Below are 18,611 nucleotides of genomic sequence, written 5' to 3' on the forward strand. Positions count from 1 at the left end.
ATGCTCCGGAAACTCCTGCCACTCCTCACCTTCGCGGCGGTCGTGGCGGTGGCGGTGGCGCTCGTACCCGTCCTGCGCGGCCCGGCCGGCACCCGCATCACCGCCTACTTTCCGCTGGCGATCGGCGTCTACGCCGGTTCGGAGGTCAGGGTGCTGGGCGTGAAGACCGGGACGATCGACTCGGTGCACCCTGAAGGCACCCGCGTCAAGGTGGTGCTGACCGTCGACGGCGGCGTGCGGATCCCCGCTGACGCCCGCGCCGTCGTCGTCGCCCCCAGTCTCGTCTCCGACCGCTACATCCAGCTCGCCCCCGCCTACACCGGAGGACCCGCCATGCGGTCCGGGGCGGTCGTCCCGCAGGAGCGCACCGCCGCCCCCGTCGAGCTCGACCAGCTCTACGACAGCATGAAACGCCTCGCCAAGGCGCTCGGTCCGGAGGGAGCCAACCAGGACGGCGCGGTCAGCCGGGCCCTGGAGACGGGCGCCGAGAACCTCGAAGGCAACGGCGCGAACGTCCGGCGGATGATCGACGACTTCGCGCAGGCGTCCAAGACGCTCTCCACCTCCAAGGACGACCTGTTCGGCGCCATCGGCGACCTCAACACGTTCGTTTCCATGCTGGCGGCGAACGACGGCCAGGTCCGCAAGGCCGAACGGCAACTCGCGGCGGTCTCCGGCTTCCTCGCCGACGACCGCGACGAGTTGGCCGCCGCGCTCACCCACCTCACGAAGGCCATGCTCAAGGTGAAGTCCTTCATCAAGGACAACCGCGCGCTCGTCCGGCAGGACGTGGAACGCCTGGAGAAGGTCGCCAAGGTGCTCGTACGGCAGCGCGCCGCCCTGGCCGAGGCGCTGGACACCCTCCCGCTGACCGTCCAGAACGTCCTCAACGCCTACGACCCGGCCACCCGCTCCCTGCGCGGCCGGGGCAACATCCTGGAACTCATGCCGCTCGGGGAGGTCCGATGAAGAGGCTGGCGGCGGGCCTGCTGCTCCTCGGCACCGCAGGATGCGGGCTGCCCGGTCTGCAGGACATGACCCTGCCGGGCGGCGCGGACCTCGGTGACCGTCCATACACCGTGCACGCGGAGTTCGCCGACGTGCTGAACCTCGTGCCGCAGTCCGCGGTGAAGGTCAACGACGTGCCCGTCGGCAGGGTCACCGGCGTCGACCTCGCCGCCGACGGCTGGACGGCCAGGGTGAGCATGCTCGTCAACGGCGGGGTGAGGCTTCCCGCCGACGCGCAGGCCCAGGTGAGCCAGTCGAGCCTGCTGGGGGAGAAGTTCATCAGGCTTTCCGCCCCGCCCGCCGGAGCCGGGACACTCGCCGACGGGGCGGTCATCCCCGTCGAGCGCACCAACCGGAACACCGAGGTGGAGGAGGTCTTCGGTGCGCTGTCCCTGCTGCTCAACGGCGGCGGCATCACCCAACTGCGGACCATCACCACCGAGCTGAACAAGGCGATGGACGGCAACGAACCGGCGATCAGGAGCCTGCTCGGCCAGGTCTCCGAACTCGCCGGGCAACTGGACGGCAACAAGAAGGCGATCACCGATGCGATCGACGGGGTGAACCGGCTGTCGCTCACCCTCGCCCGGCACAAGGACGAGACGGGCGAGGTCCTGGACCACCTCGGCCCCGGCCTTGACGTGCTGGCCGACCAGCGGACCGCGCTCGTCGGCATGCTCACGGCGCTGGAGGACCTCTCGGGGATCGCGACGCGCACGATCGAGCGGAGCAAGAAGGACCTGATCGCGGACCTCAAGGCGCTCGAGCCGACGCTGAAACGCCTCGCAGACTCCGGACGGGATCTGCCCCAGGCGCTGGAGGTGCTCTTCACCTACCCCTTCACCGACGCCGTCCTGCCCGCCGTCAAGGGCGACTACCTCAACTCCTACCTGACGGTCGCCGCGGTGGAGGGCACCGAGCTCATCCCGCCGATCAGCGCGCCCGCCGAGCCCGCGCCGACGGAACCGGAGGCACAGCCATGATCACCCTCGGCACGCGGCTGAAGAACCTCGCCTTCCTGGTCATCGGGCTGCTCTCGTTGTCCTACATCGCCGTGCACTACGCGGACCTGGGCAGGTACGCCGGCCTGAGCGGCACCTACACCGTCCACGTCGAGCTGGCGCAGGCGGCCGGGCTGCTCACCAACGCCGACGTCACCTACCGGGGCGTCTCGGTCGGCAGGGTGGGGCCGCTGCACCTGACGGACGACGGCGTTCGGGCGGACCTGCGGCTGGAGAACACCGCGCCGCGGATCCCGGCGTCCGTCCAGGCCGTCGTGGCCGGCCGCTCGGCCGTCGGCGAGCAGTACATCGACCTGCGCCCGACCACCGGTGCGGGCCCGTACCTGGAGGCTGGCTCGGTCATCCCGCGCACCGCCACCGTGCTGCCCGCCCCCGTCACCGACCTGCTCGCGGGCCTGGACGACTTCGCCTCCTCCGTGCCGCTGGACGCCCTGCGCACCGTCGTGGAGGAGCTCGGACTCGCCTTCACCGGTCAGGGGCCCGACCTGCAGGCCCTGCTGGACCACGGGGACGACTTCGTCGCCGCCGCGAACGAGCACAGCGCCCAGACGACGAGCCTGATCGAGAACGGCGAGAACATGCTGCGCACCCAGAACCAGGAGGCCGCCTCGCTGAAGGACTTCGCGTCAGGGGCGAAGCTGCTGGCCGAGCAGCTGAAGAAGTCCGATCCCGACCTGCGCAGGCTCATCGCGACCGCGCCGGGGGCGGCGGCAGAGGCGGGCGGCCTCCTGCGCGACCTCGACCCCGAGCTGGGACTGCTGCTCTCCCACCTGCTGAACACCTCCGACGTGCTGTACACGCGGCAGGCGGCACTGCGCGAGCTGTTCGTACGAGCCCCCGCCGCCATCGCGGTGGGCTCCTCGGTCGTCCAGGACGGAAGGCTGAACCTCGGCATGGTCACCACGTTCTTCGATCCGCTTCCCTGCACCCGCGGATACGGCGGGACCGTCTACCGCAACGGATTGGACTTCACCGACATCGAGCTGAACGCCGCGGCCCGCTGCACGCTGCCGGTATCCGGCGGAGTCAACGTCCGGGGCTCGGCGCAGGCGCCGAAGGGCGGCAGGGTGCCTCCCGCCTCCGCGGCGGGCGCCCGGCCTCCGGGCGCGCTGTCGCTGCCGCCGCTCGGCGACCGGCCGTCCGACCTGCCCGCCCTGCTCGGGATCGGTGGACGGTGAGGCGCCTGCGGCCCGGCCGGTGGGCGGTCGTCACGGCGGCGGGGTTCTTCGCCTGGTCGGCCTGGACGTACCAGGGCCGTGAACCCGACCGGGCCGCCGAACGGGACCGCGCCCTGGCCGACGGGCGGGAGCGCGTCGCCGTCCTCAACACCCTCGACCACACCAGGGCCGAGGAGGGGCGGCGGGCCTGGCTGGAGGCCTCCACGGGGGACCTGCGCGTCCGGCTCGAACGCGAGTCCTCCGCCGGCCGGCTCGTGAGCTCGCGTACCTCGGCCGTCGGCACGGTGCTGGCCGCCGCGCTCACCTCGTTCGACGGCCGGGCGGGCTCGGCCGAGCTCATCGCGTCCGTGAACATCCAGATCACCCCGGCCGAGGGGGAGCCGAGCGTCCAGCGCAAACGGTTCTCCGCGGGCCTGACCCGCACCTCCGGAGGCTGGTCGTTGTCCTCCCTCATCGCGCTCCCCGCCCAGGACGGATGACCCGTGCAGACCTCCAGGTCCCTCCAGCCGCTCGCCGCGCTCCTGCTGACCGCCGCCGGCGCGGCGCTGCTGTACCTCGGCCGGGCGGAGGAGCCCCGCGACCGCGCGCTCCTGGACGCCGCCGCGACCGGGCAGGTGCTCGATGAGGTCGGCGACGGGCTGACCCGCGTCCTGTCCTACTCCCCGGACGGGCTCGATCTCACCGAGGACGCCGCGCGGGACGTCCTCCGGGGCAGGGCCGCCGAGCAGTACCGGACGCTGTTCGCGCGGGTACGCGAGGAGGCTCCCGCCCAAGGGACGTCCATGCGCACCCGGGTGGTCAGGGCGGGAGCGGTGGAGCTCACCGGCGACCACGCCGTCGTGCTGGTCTTCCTCGACCAGACCAGCGTCAGGGAGGGCGGGCGCGAGAGCCGCCCGGCCGCCGCGCAGCTGACCGTCACCGCCCGGTACGAGGACGGCCGCTGGCGCATCACCGAACTGAAAGCGACCTGAGACCACTGAAACAGCCTGAGATCACTGAAGGAGGACCGAGATGGAAGGCGGGGTACGGACGAGGCGCGTCCTTCTCGCGCTCACGCTGGTCACCGCCCTGTGCGCGGTCTGGTCCGGCTGGTCCTGGTACGCGGCCGCGCACGACGGCGAGGCGGCGTTCTCCCGGCTGCGGGAACACGTGCTGCGGGAGGGCACGCAGGCCGTCCAGGACCTCAACACCCTCGACTACCGCGACCTGGAGCGGGGCCTGGACCGGTGGGAGGCCGCCACGACCGGCGAGCTGCACCGGCAGATCACCGCCGGCAGGGCCGACTTCGCGCGGCAGGTGACGAAGGCCGGGACGGTGACCCGGGCTCGGGTCCTCGACGGCGCGGTGGCCGAGCTCGACGAACGCGCGGGCCGCGCCCGACTGCTGTTCGCGGTCCGGATGACCCTGGCGCCACCGGGGGCCGAACCCGTCGACAAGCGCATGAGGCTGATCGCCGACCTGACCCGCACCTCCGGCGGCTGGAAGGCGGACGCCCTGTCCCAGGCTCCGGGGAGCGCCGCGTGAACCGCCGCCTTCCGCTCGTCCTGAGCGCGCTGATGCTCGCCCTGGGCGCGTTCACCGGCTGGGGCGCGCACCAGACCCGCGCAGAAAGGAACGCCCCCGGCGTCCGTAATGCGGCGCTGACCGATAACGGCCACACCGCGGAGGTCCTCGGCCAGGTGACCGGAGCGGTGGAGCGCCTCTTCTCCTATGACCGACTCGATCCCGAGGCGACCCGGAAGGCGGCGGGGGAGCTGCTGACGGGCGCCGCGGTCGCGCAGCACGAGCAGCTCTTCGGACCGCTCCGGGACGCCGCTCCGAAGCGGGGGTTCGTCCTGACCACCAAGGTCAGCCATGCCGCGGTGCGCTCGCTGTCCGGGGACCGCGCCCATCTCCTGGTGTTCGCCGAGCAGCTCGGCACCACGGCGGGCGCCGCCGGGCGGAGCACTGGCGCGGCGGCGATGCTGGCGGTCGACGCGGTGCGCCGCGACGGGCGCTGGATCCTGTCCGAAATCGACAGGCTCGATGACTGAGATAAGCGTGACATAAGTCGCTCGAGAAACGCTTCACCCTTTCAGGCTGGATAAGGGCGCCTCATCTGTTGAACCATGAGCACGACGTGAAGGAACCGCTCCACCGACAGAGAGGGGGCCCGGAACGTGGGCCTGCTCCAGGGAATCTTGGACTACGAGTCCCACCGGAGAACCCTGGACGATCTCGTACGGCACTACCGGCCGCAACTGCCGCAGATCGCCCGGGAAGGTGTGGCCGCGATCGAGAAGACCATCCCCGACTACGTGCGCCCGCACGACCCCAGGTACGCCGAGGTCGTGGAGAAGGCCGTCGAGTACGCCATCGGCCACTGGTTCGACATGGTCGCCGACCCGGCGCTGGAGTCCGACGAGGTCATCGCCTTCTTCCGCGAGCTGGGGGTCGGCGAGGCCAGGGAGGGCCGCAGCCTGGAGACCTGGCAGCGGTCGGCGCGGATCGGCACCAGTGCCGCCATCGCCTACATCACCCGCCGCAACCGGGAACTGCCGATGGAGGTGCCGGGCGAGGTCGTCGGCCAGATCACCGCGTCGGTCCTGGCCTACATCGACCGGCTCGCCGAGGCGGTGGCCGCCGGGCACGCCGAGGCCAGCGCCCGCGAGGTCGGCGAGTACCAGGGCAGGCGCCGCCGGCTGCTGGAACTGCTCGTCGCCGGGCCGGAGCCGGACCTGAAGGAGGTCAGGGACCTGGCCGCCAAGTCCGAGTGGACGGTCCCGCAGACGATGGCCGTCGTCGCGCTGCGGGAGCGCGAGGGCGTGACCGTGCGCCGGCCCGCGCTGCCCTCGGAGGTGCTGGTCGGGCTGCACCTGAGCGAACCCTGCCTGATCGTGCCCGATCCCGAGGGGCCGGGCCGCCGCCGGATGCTGGAGAACGGGCTGCGCGGGTGGACCGCGGTCGTCGGCCCCACCGTCCCGCCCGCCGAGGCCGCCCGCTCCCTGGACTGGGCGAGGCGGGGCCTGGACCTGGCGCGCCGCGGCCTCATCGGCGGCGACGGGCCGATCCTGGCGGTCGAGCACCTGCCGTCCCTGATGATCCTGGACCGGCCCGACCTGCTGTGCCAGGTCGCCGAGCGCCGCCTCGGGCGGCTGCTGGAGCTGCGCCCCCGCCAGCGCCGCGTGCTGGCCGAGACCCTGCTGGCCTGCCTGGAGTCCGGGTTCAACGCCACCGAGGTCGCCCAGCGGCTGCACATGCACGCGCAGACCATCCGCTACCGGGTGCGGCAGCTGGAGGGCCTGCTCGGCGAGGGCATCTACGACCCGGCGAGCCGCCTGGAACTGCACATGGTGCTGCACGGCTGGCTGGCGCTGCACCCCGAGACGGCCGAGGAGCAGGCCGGGCCTGTGCGCACCGGATGACGCGCGGACCCCGTCACACGCACTCGACTCATGAAGCGGGACCCGCCTTTTAGCAGGGCGGGTACTGGAGGGGCCTCACCGGCGGGACACAGAATCTCGCGGGAAAGAGGAGGAGTCTTTCCATGACAGAGATCCCCCTGGACGTGAGTTCCTTCGAGGCGCTCCCCTCGCGCCTCGTCCTGCACCTGCGGGCCGACCTGGACCGGATGGCCGCCGACCTCCTGCGCGAACTGGAGGGAGGGGTCCCTTCGGAACGGCTGCGCGAACGGGTGATGAGCGGTCTGGCGCACTTCGCCGACCTGGTGGAGGAACCGCGCGGCGCGTGGAGCAGGCTCGCCCCCTGGTACCAGGACCTCGGCCGCAGGCTCGCCCGTGAGGGACGCGGGCCGGAGGAGGTCCACCAGGGCCTGCGCCAGACCGGCCGGGCCGTGTGGCGCAGCGTGAAGGGCGTGCTGGAGACCCTGGACATCGACCGGGCCACCATCGGCAGGCTGGCCGAGGCGCAGTTCAGCTACATGGACGCGGTCGCCGCCGCGGTCCGCCAGGGGTACGAGGCCGAAGGCGAGGCCACCCCCGAGGTGCTCGAGCGCCGGCGTGCGGCGCTGCTGTCGCGGCTGCTGGCCCTGGAGCCGGGCGACTCCGCCGAGGCCGCCATCGCGGAGGCCGCCGGGCGGGCCCGCTGGCCGGTGCCCGCCACCGCGGCCGTCGCCGTGCTGGCGCCCCGGGACCCGCGCCACCAGCCCGCGCGGCCGCTGTCCGGCGGGGTGCTGGTCGACTGGGGCAGGGCCCGGCCGCGCGTGCTGCTGCCCGACCCCGACGGTCCGGGCGGCGCCCGCCTGCTGGAACCGCTGCTGCGGGACTGGATCGTGGTCGTCGGCCTGACCGTGCCGGTGCGCGCGGCGGCCGACTCCCACCGCTGGGCCCAGCAGACCCTGCTCCTGGTGGAGCGCGGCGTGGTGCCGCGGGACGGGCTGGTGCGCTGCGCCGACCACGTGCCGACCCTGGTGATGTTCGGCGCCGAGAACCTGCTCGACACCATGGCGCCCACCCGGCTCGCCCCGCTGGAGGGGCTGCCGCCGGTGCAGCGGGAGCGGCTCACCGAGACGCTGCTGTCCCTGCTGGCCCACAACTTCAACGCCACCGAGGCGGGCCGGCGCATGCACGTCCACCCGCAGACCGTCCGCTACCGGTTCCGCCAGCTGGAGAAGCTGTTCGGCGCCGATCTCGCCGACCCGCAGCGGTGCCTGGAGATCGAGATGATCCTGCGCACCCGCAGGCCCGGAGCGCCGGGCCGCCGGCCGGCGCTCAGCGGCGGTGCCGCAGCGACCACTCCACGGCCGGACAGCGGTCCATGACCACCTCGAGGCCCGCCTCCAGCGCCCGTTCGGCCGCCGCGACGTCGACCACGTCGAGCGGCAGCCACACGCCCTTGGCGCCCGCCCGGATCGCCTCGTCGACGACCTCGCCCGCGGAGTCGGCGCGCCGGTAGACGCCGACCACGTCGATCGGCACCGGCACCTCGGCCAGGCTCCCGTAGGCCTGCTCGCCCAGGACCGGGGCGCGGCCCGGATGCACCGGGATGATCTTCTTGCCGCGCTCCTGGAGCAGCCGCGCCTGGTCGTAGACGGTACGGGTGGGATTGTCGCTCAATCCGACGAACGCCCAGGTCTGCGAGTCCCACAACATCCGCCGGATCACCGTCTGGTCCGCGAAGCGCTCGTCCACCGTCGTCCTCCTCCATCCGCCCGACACGGGAACTCTTGATCGCCGAAACGCCAAGAGGACCCCGGGTATTTCCTATCCTTGGGTCATGCGCGGTCTGGACCTGCCGATCCGCGAGGCACTGCCGTCACTGGTGACGGCCGTGGCCTCGGGCACCGCCGTGCTCACCGCGCCGCCCGGCACCGGCAAGACCACCCTGGTCCCGCTCGCGCTGGCCGGGCTGCTCGGCGGCGCGCCCGCCCGCGTGCTGGTCGCCGAGCCCCGCCGGATCGCCGCCCGCGCCGCGGCCCGCCGCATGGCCTGGATGCTGGAGGAGGCCGTGGGGGAGCGGGTCGGCTTCGCCGTGCGCGGCGAGCACCGGCCGGGGAGCCGGATCGAGGCCGTCACCACCGGCGTGCTGCTGCAGCGCCTGCAGCGCGACCCGGAGCTCGCAGGCGTCGACGTGGTCGTGGTCGACGAGTGCCACGAGCGGCACCTGGACGCCGACACCGCGCTCGCCTTCCTGCTGGAGGTCCGCCAGACCCTGCGCCCCGACCTGAAGGTCGTCGCCGCCAGCGCCACGGCCGACGCGGCGCGCTGGGCGGCGCTGCTGGAGGACGCGCCGGTCGTCGAGGCCGCCTCCGTCCTGCACCCGCTGACCGAGGTCTGGGCCCCGCCGCCGCGGGCCGCCGCGCCCGCCCACGGCACCCGGGTGGACCCCGCGTTCCTCGACCACGTGGCCCGCACCGTCCGCCGCGCCTGGGACGAGCGGGAGGGCGGCGTCCTGTGCTTCCTGCCGGGGGTGGGCGAGCTGCGGCGGGTCGCCGGCGCGCTCTTGGGGCTCCCGGTGCTGCAGCTGCACGGGCAGGCGCCGGCCGAGACGCAGGACGCCGCGCTGAGCGCCTCGGCCGAGCGCAGGGTGATCCTGGCCACGTCGGTCGCCGAGTCCAGCCTCACCCTCCCCGGCATCCGCACGGTCGTCGACTCGGGCCTGGCCCGCGAACCCCGCACCGACCACACCCGGGGCCTGGGCGCGCTCACCACCGTCCGCGTCTCGCGCGCCACCGCCGAGCAGCGAGCCGGACGCGCCGCGCGGGAGGCGCCCGGCACCGTCTACCGCTGCTGGCACGAGTCCGAGCGGCTCGCGCCGTGGCCGCAACCCGAGATCGCCCTGGCCGACCTCGCCCCCTTCGCACTGCACCTGGCCTGCTGGGGGACGTCCGACCCGGCGGAACTCGCGCTGCTCACCCCGCCGCCCGAGACCGCGCTGGCCGCCGCCCGCACCACTCTGCACGGCCTGGGCGCCCTGGACGGCGCGGGCCGCGCCACCGGGCGCGGCAGGCGGATGAACGGGATGGGCCTGCACCCCCGGCTGGCGCGCGCCCTGCTCGACGCCTCCCCGCGCACCGGCGCCCGCCGCGCCGCCGAACTCGTCGCGCTGCTGTCGGAGCCCCTGCCGTCCGACGCCCCCGAGGACCTGGTCGCCGCCTGGCGCCGGCTGCGCGACCAGCAGCGCTGGAAGTCCGAGGCGCGCCGCCTGCGCTCCGCCCTGCGCGGGCGCGACGACGGCGCCGCGCCCGCAGAGCACCTGCCGGACGAGGCGGCGGCAGGGCTGGTCGTGGCGCTGGCCTACCCCGAGCGGGTGGCGCGGGCGCGTCCGTCGGGCGGCCATCTCATGGCCTCCGGAACGGGCGCGACGGTGCCCGGCGGGCTGGCACGGGCGTCCTGGCTGGCCGTGGCGGTCGCCGACCGCCCGGTGGGAGCGGCCTCGGCCAGGGTCCGCCAGGCGGTGGAGATCGACGAGGCGACGGCACGGGAGGCAGCGGCGGCGCTGCTGGCCCTCCGGGAGGAGGTCTTCTGGGAGGGCGGCGCGGTCCGGGCCAGGGAGGTGGAGCGCCTCGGCGCGATCGAGCTGGCCTCCAGATCCGTCGCACCGGGCCGGGAGGCGGTGCGCGAGGCGCTGCTGGCCGAGCTGCGCAGGGCAGGGCCCGCGTTCCTCCGCTGGAGCGCGGAGGCCCGCAGGCTGCGGGAGCGGCTGGACTTCCTGCACCGCGCGATGGGCGAGCCGTGGCCCGCGGTGGACGACACGGCGCTGACCGAGCGGGCGGCCGAACGGCTGGCGCAGACCCCGGAGGCGGGCTCGGCGCGCTCCGCCGAGGACCTCCTGCGCGGCCTGCTGCCGTGGCCGGAGGCCGCGCGGCTGGAGGAGCTGGCGCCCGAGCGGATCGCGGTGCCCAGCGGCTCGCGGGTCAAGGTGGACTACTCGGGGGAGCAACCGGTGCTGGCGGCCAAGCTGCAGGAGCTCTTCGGCTGGCCGAAGGCGCCCGCGCTGGCCGGCGGCAGGGTGCCGCTGCTGGTGCACCTGCTGTCCCCGGCGGGGCGTCCCGCCGCGGTGACCGCGGATCTGGAGTCCTTCTGGCGGGAGGGCTACCGGGCGGTGCGCGCCGAGCTGCGGGGGCGCTACCCGCGCCACCCGTGGCCGGAGGACCCCGCGGGAGCCGCGCCCACGGCCCGGACCAACCGGGCGCTGCGCGACAGGGCGCGCTGAGCGGGGGAGAACGGTGGAGCGGGGGCGTGTGAGTTTCCCCCTCTTCCCCGGTGGCAGGGTGGTCGGGGGAACGTCATGACCTTGTTCCTCCGTTCACCGGATCAGGCTGAGAAGAAGGAGGTGGCAGGTGAGGATCCCCAAACGCGTCAACGCCGCTTGGGACTGGGCCGAAAGGCACGGTCGCGCGTTGTCCGCCGGGACGATCCTCCTCATCATCACGGTGGGGGCGTTGTGGTTGCCGGCGCTGGGGGCGCTGGTGGCGGGGATGGTCGTCGGGGGAGTGCTGGTGCACCGGCGGATGCGCAGGAGGCTGGGCCGGCTGCAGGCCGACAACGACCAGCTGCTCCGCCAGACCGGGGCCCTGCGGCACAAGATCGCATTGCTGGAGCAGGGGGTCAGGCGGGAGTCGTCGGTGACGACTCAGCGGCTGCCCTTCATCCCGGGCTCCGTCGAACTGCCGGAGGCGTCCGAAGCGGACTGACCCGGTCCGTCCTGGGGGGCGGCCCCGGACCCCGGGGGCCGCCCCCCAGGCCCGCCCTCCGCCGCGGCCGCCCCGGCCGGCCCGGTGAGGACCGAGGCGCAGATGTCGGCGAGGGCGTCGAGCTGCTGCGGGGTGAGCACGTCGAAGAGCACCCGCCGGACGGACTCGACATGCGCGGGGGCCGCCGACTCGATCGCGCCCAGCCCTTCGGGGGTGAGCACGGCGAAGGCGCCCCTCGCGTCCTCGGGGCACTCCTGCCGGACGATCAGCCCCCGCTTCTCCATCCGGGCCAGCTGGTGGGAGAGCCGGCTGCGCTCCCAGCGCATGGCGCGCGCCAGTTCGGTGACGCGCAACCGGTGTTCGGCGCTGTCGGTGAGGTGGACGAGTACCTCGAAGTCGCCCGGGGACAGGCCGGATCCGGTCTGGAGGTCACGGCCGACCACGGCCCAGAGCTCGGTGTGCATGCGCAGGAAGTCGCGCCACAGGCGCTGCTCCCGGTCGGAGAGCCATCTCGTCATGTTCCCCAGATTACTTGACACGTCACCAATCTTGGCTAATCTAAGTGTTGAAAGTTCAACTTCTTATGGAGGCAGCGATGAGCACCGCCCTTTCCGAGCTGACCGGCACCTACACCATCGACCCGGCCCACACCCGGATCGGCTTCTCGGCCCGCCACGCCATGGTCACCAAGGTGCGCGGTGCGTTCAACGAGTTCTCCGGCACCGCGAAGGTCGACGGCGACGAGCCGGGCCGCTCGTCGGTCGAGGTGCGGATCGCCACGGCCAGCATCGACACCCGCAACGAGCAGCGCGACGGGCACCTGCGCACCGGCGACTTCCTCGAGGTCGAGAAGTACCCCGAGATCACCTTCGCCTCCACCGCCGTCGAGCGGGTCTCCGACACGACCTTCCGGATCACCGGCGACCTGACCATCAAGGGCGTCACCAAGCCGGTCACCATCGACTTCGAGTTCGAGGGCGCGGCCAAGGACCCGTTCGGCAACGAGCGCATCGGCTTCGAGGGCTCCACCTCGATCAACCGCAGCGACTTCGGCGTCACCTTCAACGCCGCGCTGGAGACCGGCGGCGTGCTGGTCAGCGAGAAGATCAACCTCGAGTTCGAGGTCTCGGCGATCAGGAACGCCTGAGCGCGCGGACCTCGCGGAGGGCGGCGCCCGGGGCGCCGCCCTCCCGGCCGTCGCCGGTAAATCATTTCGCGGGCTCCGGCGGAGGTGCCTAACATGACCGCCGTGAAGCACATCATCTGGGATTGGAACGGAACGCTCCTCGACGACCGGGACATCGTGCTGGACGCCAGCGTCGAGGTCTTCCGGGGCACCGAGGCCGAGGGCGTCACCGCGGCGGAGATCATCGCCGCCTACACCCGCCCGATCTGGGTGACGTACGAGAAGCTGCTCGGCCGCCCCCTGCGCGAGGGCGAGTGGGAGCGGATGGACACCCTCTTCCACCTCGCCTACGAGCGGCTCCTGGACTCCTGCCTGCTGTCCGGCGAGTGCCTGGCGGCGCTGAACCGGGTGGCCGACGGCGGGCGCAGCCAGTCGATCCTGTCGATGGCCGGACACGACCACCTGGTGGCCACCGTCGGGAAGTTCGGCATCACCCCGTTCTTCTCCGCGGTGCACGGTCTGCGCGACGCGCCTCCCGGCGGCGGCAAGGCCGAGCACATGGTCCGCCACGCCGCCGCGCTGGGCCTGGCCCCCGCCGACCTCGTGGTGATCGGCGACGCCGCCGACGACGCGGTGGCGGCCGCGCACATCGGCGCCCGCGCCGTCCTGTACACCGGCGGCATGCAGCGCCGCGAGGAGCTGGCGCTGACCGGCGCCCCCGTCGTCGACAGCCTCATGGAGGCACTGGACCTCATCGGCGCCTAGAGGCGGCGGTAGCTCCAGGTGCCGTTGAGGGTGCCGCCGGCGGAGACCTCCTTCTGGTGCAGGCGCAGGGTCCCCGGACCGCAGGTGTAGGTGGCGCTGGCGGGGATGCCGCTGAACCCGCCGCGCCTGAGCAGGGACGCCACCCGCTGGGGGGAGGGGTCGTAGTTCAGGGGGCGGGTCTGGCGGATCTTCAGGGTGGCGGGGCCGGACGCCGAGGCGGGCGAACCGGTCAGCCGCGCGGCGGAGACGCGCGTCTTCAGCCGCAGCGTCTTGCGGTACCTCATCCAGCCGGAGACGGGTCGCCCGTCGGACGTGCCGGTCTCGGTGAACTTGGCCGAGGAGCCGAAGGAGTGCAGGGCGGTGCGCCCGTCCAGGGTCAGGACGGAGCCCGAACCGCCGCTGAAGCGCAGGTGGGCGTTGCCGGAGTCGACGTGCAGCACCGCGCGGGTGAGCTTCCACGTGCCGAGGGCGCAGCGTGCGGGCGGCGCGGCCGCCGCCGGAACGCCGATCGCCGTGCCCGCCAGCGCGAGCACGGCGATCCCGGTCATCGTTCGGATCGACACCACACCTCCCGGAACCGCCGCATCCGCTGACGACAGGACTTTACCGGGAGGAATGATGGGTTCGTCGTGGAGGCCGCTCAGCTCGGGGTGAAGCCGAGCGCCACCAGGGCGATCAGGTGCGTCACCACCACGATCGCGAGCAGCGCGATGAAGACGAACTTCGCCGGTCCGTGCTCGAAGGTCTTGCCCTCCTTGAGGGGCCCGCGGGCCCGCTGGCGGGCCCGGATCTCCTCTTCGAAGGACAGCTTGTGCAGCCTCATGGCGCGCTCAGGCCTGCGGGGGCACCGCGACGACGACGTCCGCCATGATCCGGACGTAGAGGGCGACCACACCGCCGACCGCGACGATGGCCGTGCCCGCCCAGAACATGGGCCAGATGCCCAGCGGAAGGCCCAGCCCGCCGACCGTGAAGCCGATGAAGATGATCGCGACCGCCACCCAGGACTTGAATGCACCCGCGTGCGAACCGCCGCTGCCAGACATGTGTTGAGCCTTTCGCCAATGGTGATGCAACGGCCACAGTGTACCGGCGGGTCCGGCGGGCTCCGCGTCGCCCCGGGCGGACCTTGACCCCGGGGGCGCGGGCCACTGTAATCAGCGGATGCTCATGAAGATCCAGGGAGACGGAGTCGGGCTCGCGGCCGAGGTGAGGGGCGACCCGGACGGCCCGACGCTGGTGCTCCTGCACGGCTACCCCGACACCCGCCGGGTGTGGGACGGGATCGTCGAACGGCTCGCCCCCCGGTTCCGCGTGGTCACCTACGACACGCGGGGCGCGGGGGAGTCGGGCAGGCCGCGGGACCGCGCCGCCTACCGCTTCGTCCACCTGATGAACGACCTGCGCGCCGTGCTCGACGCGGCGGGCGGCGACGGCCCGGTGCACCTGGCCGGGCACGACTGGGGCTCCATCCAGGGCTGGGAGGCGGTGACCACGATGCCGGAGCGGTTCGCCTCCTACACCGCCATCTCCGGTCCCTGCCTGGACCACGTCGGGCAATGGAGCCGGAACGGGGCGCGGCCCTCGGCCCGGCTGGCCCAGGCGCTGCGCTCGTGGTACATCGGGTTCTTCCAGCTGCCGCTGCTGCCCGAGCTGGCCTGGCGCACGGGACTGGCCGCGCGGATCATCACCCGGGCGGACGGCATGCCGGGCGGCGGGCACTTCGGGCCGAGCCTGCCCGCCGACGGCGTGGCGGGCGTCGCCCTGTACCGCGCCAACATGCCCGCCCGGCTGCTGCACCCGCTGGAGCGCTCCACGGACGTCCCGGTGCAGGTCGTCATCGCCGAGGGCGATCCCTTCGTGACGCCCCGCCTGGCCGAGTCGGCGCGTCCCCACGCCGCCGACCTCAGGTTCGCCCGGCTTCCCGCCCGGCACTGGGCGCCGGTGACGCACCCCGCCGAAGTGGCGGAACTGGTGGCGGGCCACGCGGACAGGGTGTGAGTTCTGCGTGTATGGCTGTAAGCATGGTTGAACACGACGAATATGCGGAGTACCGCTACCCGGAGGGTCCCTGGCTGCGCGCCAACATGATCGCCAGCGTCGACGGGGCCGCGGCCCGCGACGGGCTGAGCGGCGGCCTGGGCAACGAGGCGGACCGCAGATTGTTCCACCGGCTGCGCGAGCTGGCCGACGTGGTCCTGGTCGGCGCCGGGACGGTCAGGGCCGAGGGGTACGGGGCGGCCCGGGTGCCGCTGGCCGTCGTGTCCCGCACCCTGGGATTCGACTATTCCAGCCCCCTGTTCGAGGGCCGCACGATCCTGGTGACCACCGGCAGGGCGCCGGGCCTGGCCGAGGCCCGCGCCCACGCCGAGGTGATCGTCGCCGGCGAGAACTCCGTCGACCACCGGTCGGCCCTGGCGCAGTTGCGCGAGCGGGGCCTGGACAAGGTGCTGTGCGAGGGCGGTCCCGCCCTGCTGGGCCAGCTCGTGGCCGAGGGGCTGCTGGACGAGCTGTGCCTGACCGTCAGCCCCGTCCTGCTGGGCGGCGGCGCCATGCGCGTCCTGGACGGTCCGGCCGTCTCCCAGGAGCTGGCGCTGGCGAGCGTGCGGCAGGACGGCGACCACCTGTTCCTCAGGTACCGCCGCCGCTGAACGGGCGCGGTGACCGCCCGCCCGCTACGTCTCGGTCTCGGGTTCCTCGGAGGTGTCGGGAGAGGGCGTGACCGTGGGTTCGGGCGAGGGCGGGTCCGTGGGCTCGGAGGTGGGCGGATCCGTCGGCTCGGTCCGCGCCTCCCAGCTGATGGTGCGGCTGCACGACGTTCCGGCGCCCGTCACGGTGAGGGTGGAGGAGCCCGCCGCGGCCAGGTCGGTCGCGGACAGGTGCAGGGCGACGTAGGTGTGCGCGCCCGCGGCGAGGGTGCCACCGGCGGAGCTGAGCGCACCGGCACCCGAGACGGAGGCCGTCCACGGGACCGCCCCGCCCACGGCGTCGAACCCGAGACCGCCGGAGGCCTCCCCGGGCTTGAGCGTGTAGGGGCTCGTGTCGGTGCACTTCAGCACGCCCGCCTGGGCGGGCGGCGGCGAGCCGGTGGTCGGCCGGTTCCCGGTCGGCTGCGGCCGGGGCGAGCTGCGGGAGGGCTCGGGCCCACCGCTCTGCGCGCCGTCGGAAGAGGGCGAGCCGGCGGCCACGGGACCGGAGGAACGGGGGACGGGGTCCTTCTCCCCCTTCATCTGGGTGGCCAGCAGCACCCCGCCGCCGGCCAGCAGCACCACGAGCGCCGCCGAGGCGGCGGCCACACCGGGCCGGAACCGGGACCGCTCGGGCCGCGCGGACCGGGAGGCCTGGGTGGCCCCGAAGGGCGGGGCCCCCGCGGCGGCGTGCGCGGGCCACGGGTCGGGCGGCAGCGGGGTGGTCGTACGATCCGGGACGGCACGGTCCTCGCCGAGCTCCAGGAGCGCGGTGGGCGGCGCCTGGGCCGCGGCGGCGGGCAGCTCGGGCCCGCCCAGCAGCCGCAGCAGCAGGTCCTGGGCGCTGGGCCGGGCGTTGGGGTCCTTGGCCAGGGCCTCCCGCACCAGGTCGCGCAGCTGCCCGCTCATCGCGCCGAGGTTGGGGTCGGCGTGCAGGATCCGCCCGATGACCGTGGTGATGCCGTCCAGCCCGAACGGCGGCACCCCGGTCGCGGCGAACACCAGGGTCGCCGCCCAGGCCCACACGTCGGCGGGGCGGCCCACGGCCTCGCCCCTGACCTGCTCGGGCGCCATGTAGGCGGGGGTGCCGATGACCTCGCTGGGCTGGGTGGCCGCGGCCATGCCGTCCAGCGCCTTGGCGATGCCGAAGTCGATGACGCGCGGCCCGTCCCGGCCCAGCAGCACGTTGCCGGGCTTGAAGTCGCGGTGCACCACCCCGGCCTGGTGGATGGCGGCCAGCGCGGTGAGCGTGCCGGTCGCCAGGCGCTCGAGCGCGCCGTCGGCCAGCACCCCCTCGGCCTCGACCGCCGCCGACAGCGAGGGCCCCTCCACGTACTCGCTGACGATGAACGGGCGGTCGCCGTCGAGGTCGGCGTCGATCACCTGCGCGGTGCAGAACCGGGCGACCCGCTTGGTGGCCGCCAGTTCCCGCACGAACCGCCGGCGCGCGGCGTCGTCCAGGTTGGCGTGCAGCAGCTTCACCGCCACCGGCCGCCCCTCGGGCCCCTCGCCGAGGTAGACCACGCCCTGCCCGCCCTGCCCCAGCCTCCCGGTCAGCCGGTATCCGCCGATGGCGTCGGGATCGCCGAGCTGCAGGGGCTGGGCATCGGGCATGGAGGGCTCCTCGCGTACGTCGTCACCGGTAGGACGCCCGAGCGCCCCGGCGGGTTTGCCCCGTGACCCTACGGTGACTTAATAGCGGCTGCCCGTCACTCGTGCCGCCAGCGGGTCGAGCCTTTCCCGTTCGGAGGGCGTCAGTTGCAGGTCGGCGGCGGCGGCGTTCTGCTCCAGGTAGGCGGGGCGCTTGGTGCCGGGGATGGGGACGACGTCCTCGCCGCGGGAGTGCACCCAGGCGAGGGCGACCTGGCCGGGCAGCACGCCCTTCTCCTCGGCGATCCGCTTCACGACGCCGACGAGCTCCTGGTTGGCGGCGACGGCCTCGGGGCTGAACCGGGGGTTGGTGCGGCGCATGTCGTCGTCGGCGAACTCCGCGTTCGCGACCGTCCCGGTGAGGAAGCCCCGGCCGAGCGGGGAGAACGGCACGATCCCGACGCCCAGCCGCCGCGCGGCCGGCAGCACCGACTCCTCGATGCCGCGCGTCCACAACGAGTACTCGCTCTGCAGAGCGCTGATCGGGTGGACGGCGTGCGCCTTCTCCAACTGCTCGGCGGTCACCTCGGACAGGCCGAGGTAGCGCACCTTGCCCTCCCGGACGAGCTCGGCCATCGCGCCGACGGTCTCCTCGATCGGCGTCTCCGGGTCCACCCGGTGCAGGTAGTACAGGTCGATGCGGTCGGTGCGCAGCCGCTTCAGGGAGTCCTCGCAGGCCTGCTTCACGTACTCGGGCGAGGCGCCCAATCGGAAGCGGAGGCCGTTGGTGACGATGCCCTTGATGCCGCACTTGGTGGCGAGGGTGATCTCGTCGCGGCGCTGACGGAACGCGTAGCCGAGCAGCTTCTCGTTCGCGCCGAACCCGTAGATGCCCGTCACGCCGTACACGTCGGCGGTGTCGAGGAAGTTCACGCCCAGCTCGAGTGCCCTGTCCAGCGTGGCGATGGACACCGAGTCGTCGGCGGGCCCGTACGACTGGCTCATGCCCATGCAGCCCAGTCCCTGTGCGGAGACCGTCAACCCCTGGGAGCCCAGGTTCACCTGCCGCATCTCATGTCCTCTCGAAGATCCTTTCCTCAG

Annotated in this window: 22 protein-coding genes; 15 read left to right on the forward strand and 7 right to left on the reverse strand. The window is 73.5% G+C overall.

The genetic code is table 11. The annotated features are described in order from the left end of the window. The 9 genes from C2865_RS21835 (at position 1) to C2865_RS21875 (ending at position 7,967) form a co-directional block, all read left to right on the forward strand. On the forward strand, positions 1–969 hold the full coding sequence (locus C2865_RS21835; protein WP_106400394.1) for an MCE family protein: 969 nt from the start codon (positions 1–3) through the stop codon (positions 967–969). Continuing rightward, complete coding sequence (locus tag C2865_RS21840) at positions 966–1,991, forward strand: MCE family protein (protein WP_106400395.1); 1,026 nt, start codon at positions 966–968, stop codon at positions 1,989–1,991. The genes C2865_RS21835 and C2865_RS21840 overlap by 4 nt, the downstream gene beginning before the upstream one ends. After that, positions 1,988–3,208 carry an MCE family protein gene (locus tag C2865_RS21845; protein ID WP_106400396.1) on the forward strand — a complete coding sequence of 407 codons (1,221 nt, stop codon included), beginning with the start codon at positions 1,988–1,990 and terminating at the stop codon, positions 3,206–3,208. Before C2865_RS21840 ends, C2865_RS21845 begins: the two co-directional genes overlap by 4 nt. Then, positions 3,205–3,687 carry a hypothetical protein gene (locus C2865_RS21850; protein WP_106400397.1) on the forward strand — a complete coding sequence of 161 codons (483 nt, stop codon included), beginning with the start codon at positions 3,205–3,207 and terminating at the stop codon, positions 3,685–3,687. Before C2865_RS21845 ends, C2865_RS21850 begins: the two co-directional genes overlap by 4 nt. A 3-nt stretch (positions 3,688–3,690) precedes the next feature. Continuing rightward, the gene (locus tag C2865_RS21855; protein ID WP_106400398.1) at positions 3,691–4,179 is read left to right on the forward strand and encodes a nuclear transport factor 2 family protein; all 489 of its coding nucleotides are present in this window, start codon (positions 3,691–3,693) and stop codon (positions 4,177–4,179) included. 40 nt (positions 4,180–4,219) lie between these two features. Beyond that, positions 4,220–4,732, forward strand: coding sequence for a hypothetical protein (locus C2865_RS21860; RefSeq protein WP_106400399.1), 513 nt, complete (start codon positions 4,220–4,222; stop codon positions 4,730–4,732). Further along, a complete protein-coding gene (locus C2865_RS21865; protein WP_106400400.1) occupies positions 4,729–5,241 on the forward strand; it encodes a hypothetical protein in 513 nt (170 codons plus the stop codon). Before C2865_RS21860 ends, C2865_RS21865 begins: the two co-directional genes overlap by 4 nt. Before the next feature lie 147 nt (positions 5,242–5,388). Beyond that, positions 5,389–6,612 carry a PucR family transcriptional regulator gene (locus C2865_RS21870; protein WP_157963859.1) on the forward strand — a complete coding sequence of 408 codons (1,224 nt, stop codon included), beginning with the start codon at positions 5,389–5,391 and terminating at the stop codon, positions 6,610–6,612. A gap of 122 nt (positions 6,613–6,734) precedes the next feature. Next, positions 6,735–7,967, forward strand: a complete 1,233-nt coding sequence (locus C2865_RS21875; protein ID WP_106400402.1) for a PucR-like N-terminal domain-containing protein — start codon at positions 6,735–6,737, stop codon at positions 7,965–7,967. On the opposite strand, the gene C2865_RS21880 is transcribed toward C2865_RS21875, so the two are convergent. Continuing rightward, the gene (locus C2865_RS21880) at positions 7,918–8,337 is read right to left on the reverse strand and encodes a CoA-binding protein (protein ID WP_232835750.1); all 420 of its coding nucleotides are present in this window, start codon (positions 8,335–8,337) and stop codon (positions 7,918–7,920) included. The two genes, C2865_RS21875 and C2865_RS21880, sit on opposite strands and share 50 nt — an antisense overlap. An 85-nt stretch (positions 8,338–8,422) precedes the next feature. On the opposite strand from C2865_RS21880, the gene hrpB reads away from it, so the two are divergent. Beyond that, complete coding sequence (hrpB, locus tag C2865_RS21885; protein WP_106400403.1) at positions 8,423–10,861, forward strand: ATP-dependent helicase HrpB; 2,439 nt, start codon at positions 8,423–8,425, stop codon at positions 10,859–10,861. A gap of 127 nt (positions 10,862–10,988) precedes the next feature. Beyond that, a complete protein-coding gene (locus C2865_RS21890; RefSeq protein WP_106400404.1) occupies positions 10,989–11,342 on the forward strand; it encodes a hypothetical protein in 354 nt (117 codons plus the stop codon). Here the strand turns inward: C2865_RS21890 and C2865_RS21895 are convergent. Beyond that, positions 11,282–11,860 carry a MarR family winged helix-turn-helix transcriptional regulator gene (locus C2865_RS21895; RefSeq protein ID WP_106400405.1) on the reverse strand — a complete coding sequence of 193 codons (579 nt, stop codon included), beginning with the start codon at positions 11,858–11,860 and terminating at the stop codon, positions 11,282–11,284. The genes C2865_RS21890 and C2865_RS21895 overlap by 61 nt on opposite strands. A gap of 77 nt (positions 11,861–11,937) precedes the next feature. Between C2865_RS21895 and C2865_RS21900 the strand changes: the two genes are divergently transcribed. After that, positions 11,938–12,489, forward strand: a complete 552-nt coding sequence (locus C2865_RS21900) for a YceI family protein (protein WP_106400406.1) — start codon at positions 11,938–11,940, stop codon at positions 12,487–12,489. A gap of 93 nt (positions 12,490–12,582) precedes the next feature. Continuing rightward, positions 12,583–13,233: an HAD family hydrolase gene (locus C2865_RS21905; protein WP_106400407.1), complete on the forward strand. Its 651-nt coding sequence runs from the start codon at positions 12,583–12,585 to the stop codon at positions 13,231–13,233. Here the strand turns inward: C2865_RS21905 and C2865_RS21910 are convergent. The 3 genes from C2865_RS21910 to C2865_RS21920 form a co-directional block, all read right to left on the reverse strand. Continuing rightward, positions 13,230–13,796, reverse strand: coding sequence for a hypothetical protein (locus C2865_RS21910; RefSeq protein WP_157963860.1), 567 nt, complete (start codon positions 13,794–13,796; stop codon positions 13,230–13,232). The two genes, C2865_RS21905 and C2865_RS21910, sit on opposite strands and share 4 nt — an antisense overlap. Before the next feature lie 77 nt (positions 13,797–13,873). Beyond that, positions 13,874–14,056 (reverse strand): hypothetical protein, encoded by a 183-nt coding sequence (locus C2865_RS21915; protein ID WP_106400409.1) that lies wholly within the window; start codon positions 14,054–14,056, stop codon positions 13,874–13,876. 7 nt (positions 14,057–14,063) lie between these two features. Further along, a complete protein-coding gene (locus C2865_RS21920; RefSeq protein WP_106400410.1) occupies positions 14,064–14,279 on the reverse strand; it encodes an HGxxPAAW family protein in 216 nt (71 codons plus the stop codon). A 118-nt stretch (positions 14,280–14,397) separates the two neighbouring features. Between C2865_RS21920 and C2865_RS21925 the strand changes: the two genes are divergently transcribed. Both C2865_RS21925 and C2865_RS21930 read left to right on the forward strand, forming a co-directional pair. After that, a complete protein-coding gene (locus C2865_RS21925) occupies positions 14,398–15,234 on the forward strand; it encodes an alpha/beta fold hydrolase (protein ID WP_106400411.1) in 837 nt (278 codons plus the stop codon). A 23-nt stretch (positions 15,235–15,257) separates the two neighbouring features. After that, positions 15,258–15,884, forward strand: a complete 627-nt coding sequence (locus tag C2865_RS21930; RefSeq protein ID WP_232835751.1) for a dihydrofolate reductase family protein — start codon at positions 15,258–15,260, stop codon at positions 15,882–15,884. A gap of 24 nt (positions 15,885–15,908) precedes the next feature. Here C2865_RS21930 and C2865_RS21935 read toward each other — a convergent pair whose 3' ends face one another. Together C2865_RS21935 and C2865_RS21940 are read right to left on the reverse strand one after the other, a co-directional pair. After that, complete coding sequence (locus C2865_RS21935; RefSeq protein WP_106400413.1) at positions 15,909–17,534, reverse strand: protein kinase domain-containing protein; 1,626 nt, start codon at positions 17,532–17,534, stop codon at positions 15,909–15,911. Between the two features lie 78 nt (positions 17,535–17,612). Further along, on the reverse strand, positions 17,613–18,581 hold the full coding sequence (locus C2865_RS21940; protein ID WP_106400414.1) for an aldo/keto reductase: 969 nt from the start codon (positions 18,579–18,581) through the stop codon (positions 17,613–17,615). Positions 18,582–18,611 lie beyond the last annotated feature (30 nt).

Origin of the sequence: Actinocorallia populi (genome assembly GCF_002995495.1) — a bacterium.
Lineage (GTDB): Bacteria > Actinomycetota > Actinomycetes > Streptosporangiales > Streptosporangiaceae > Actinocorallia > Actinocorallia populi.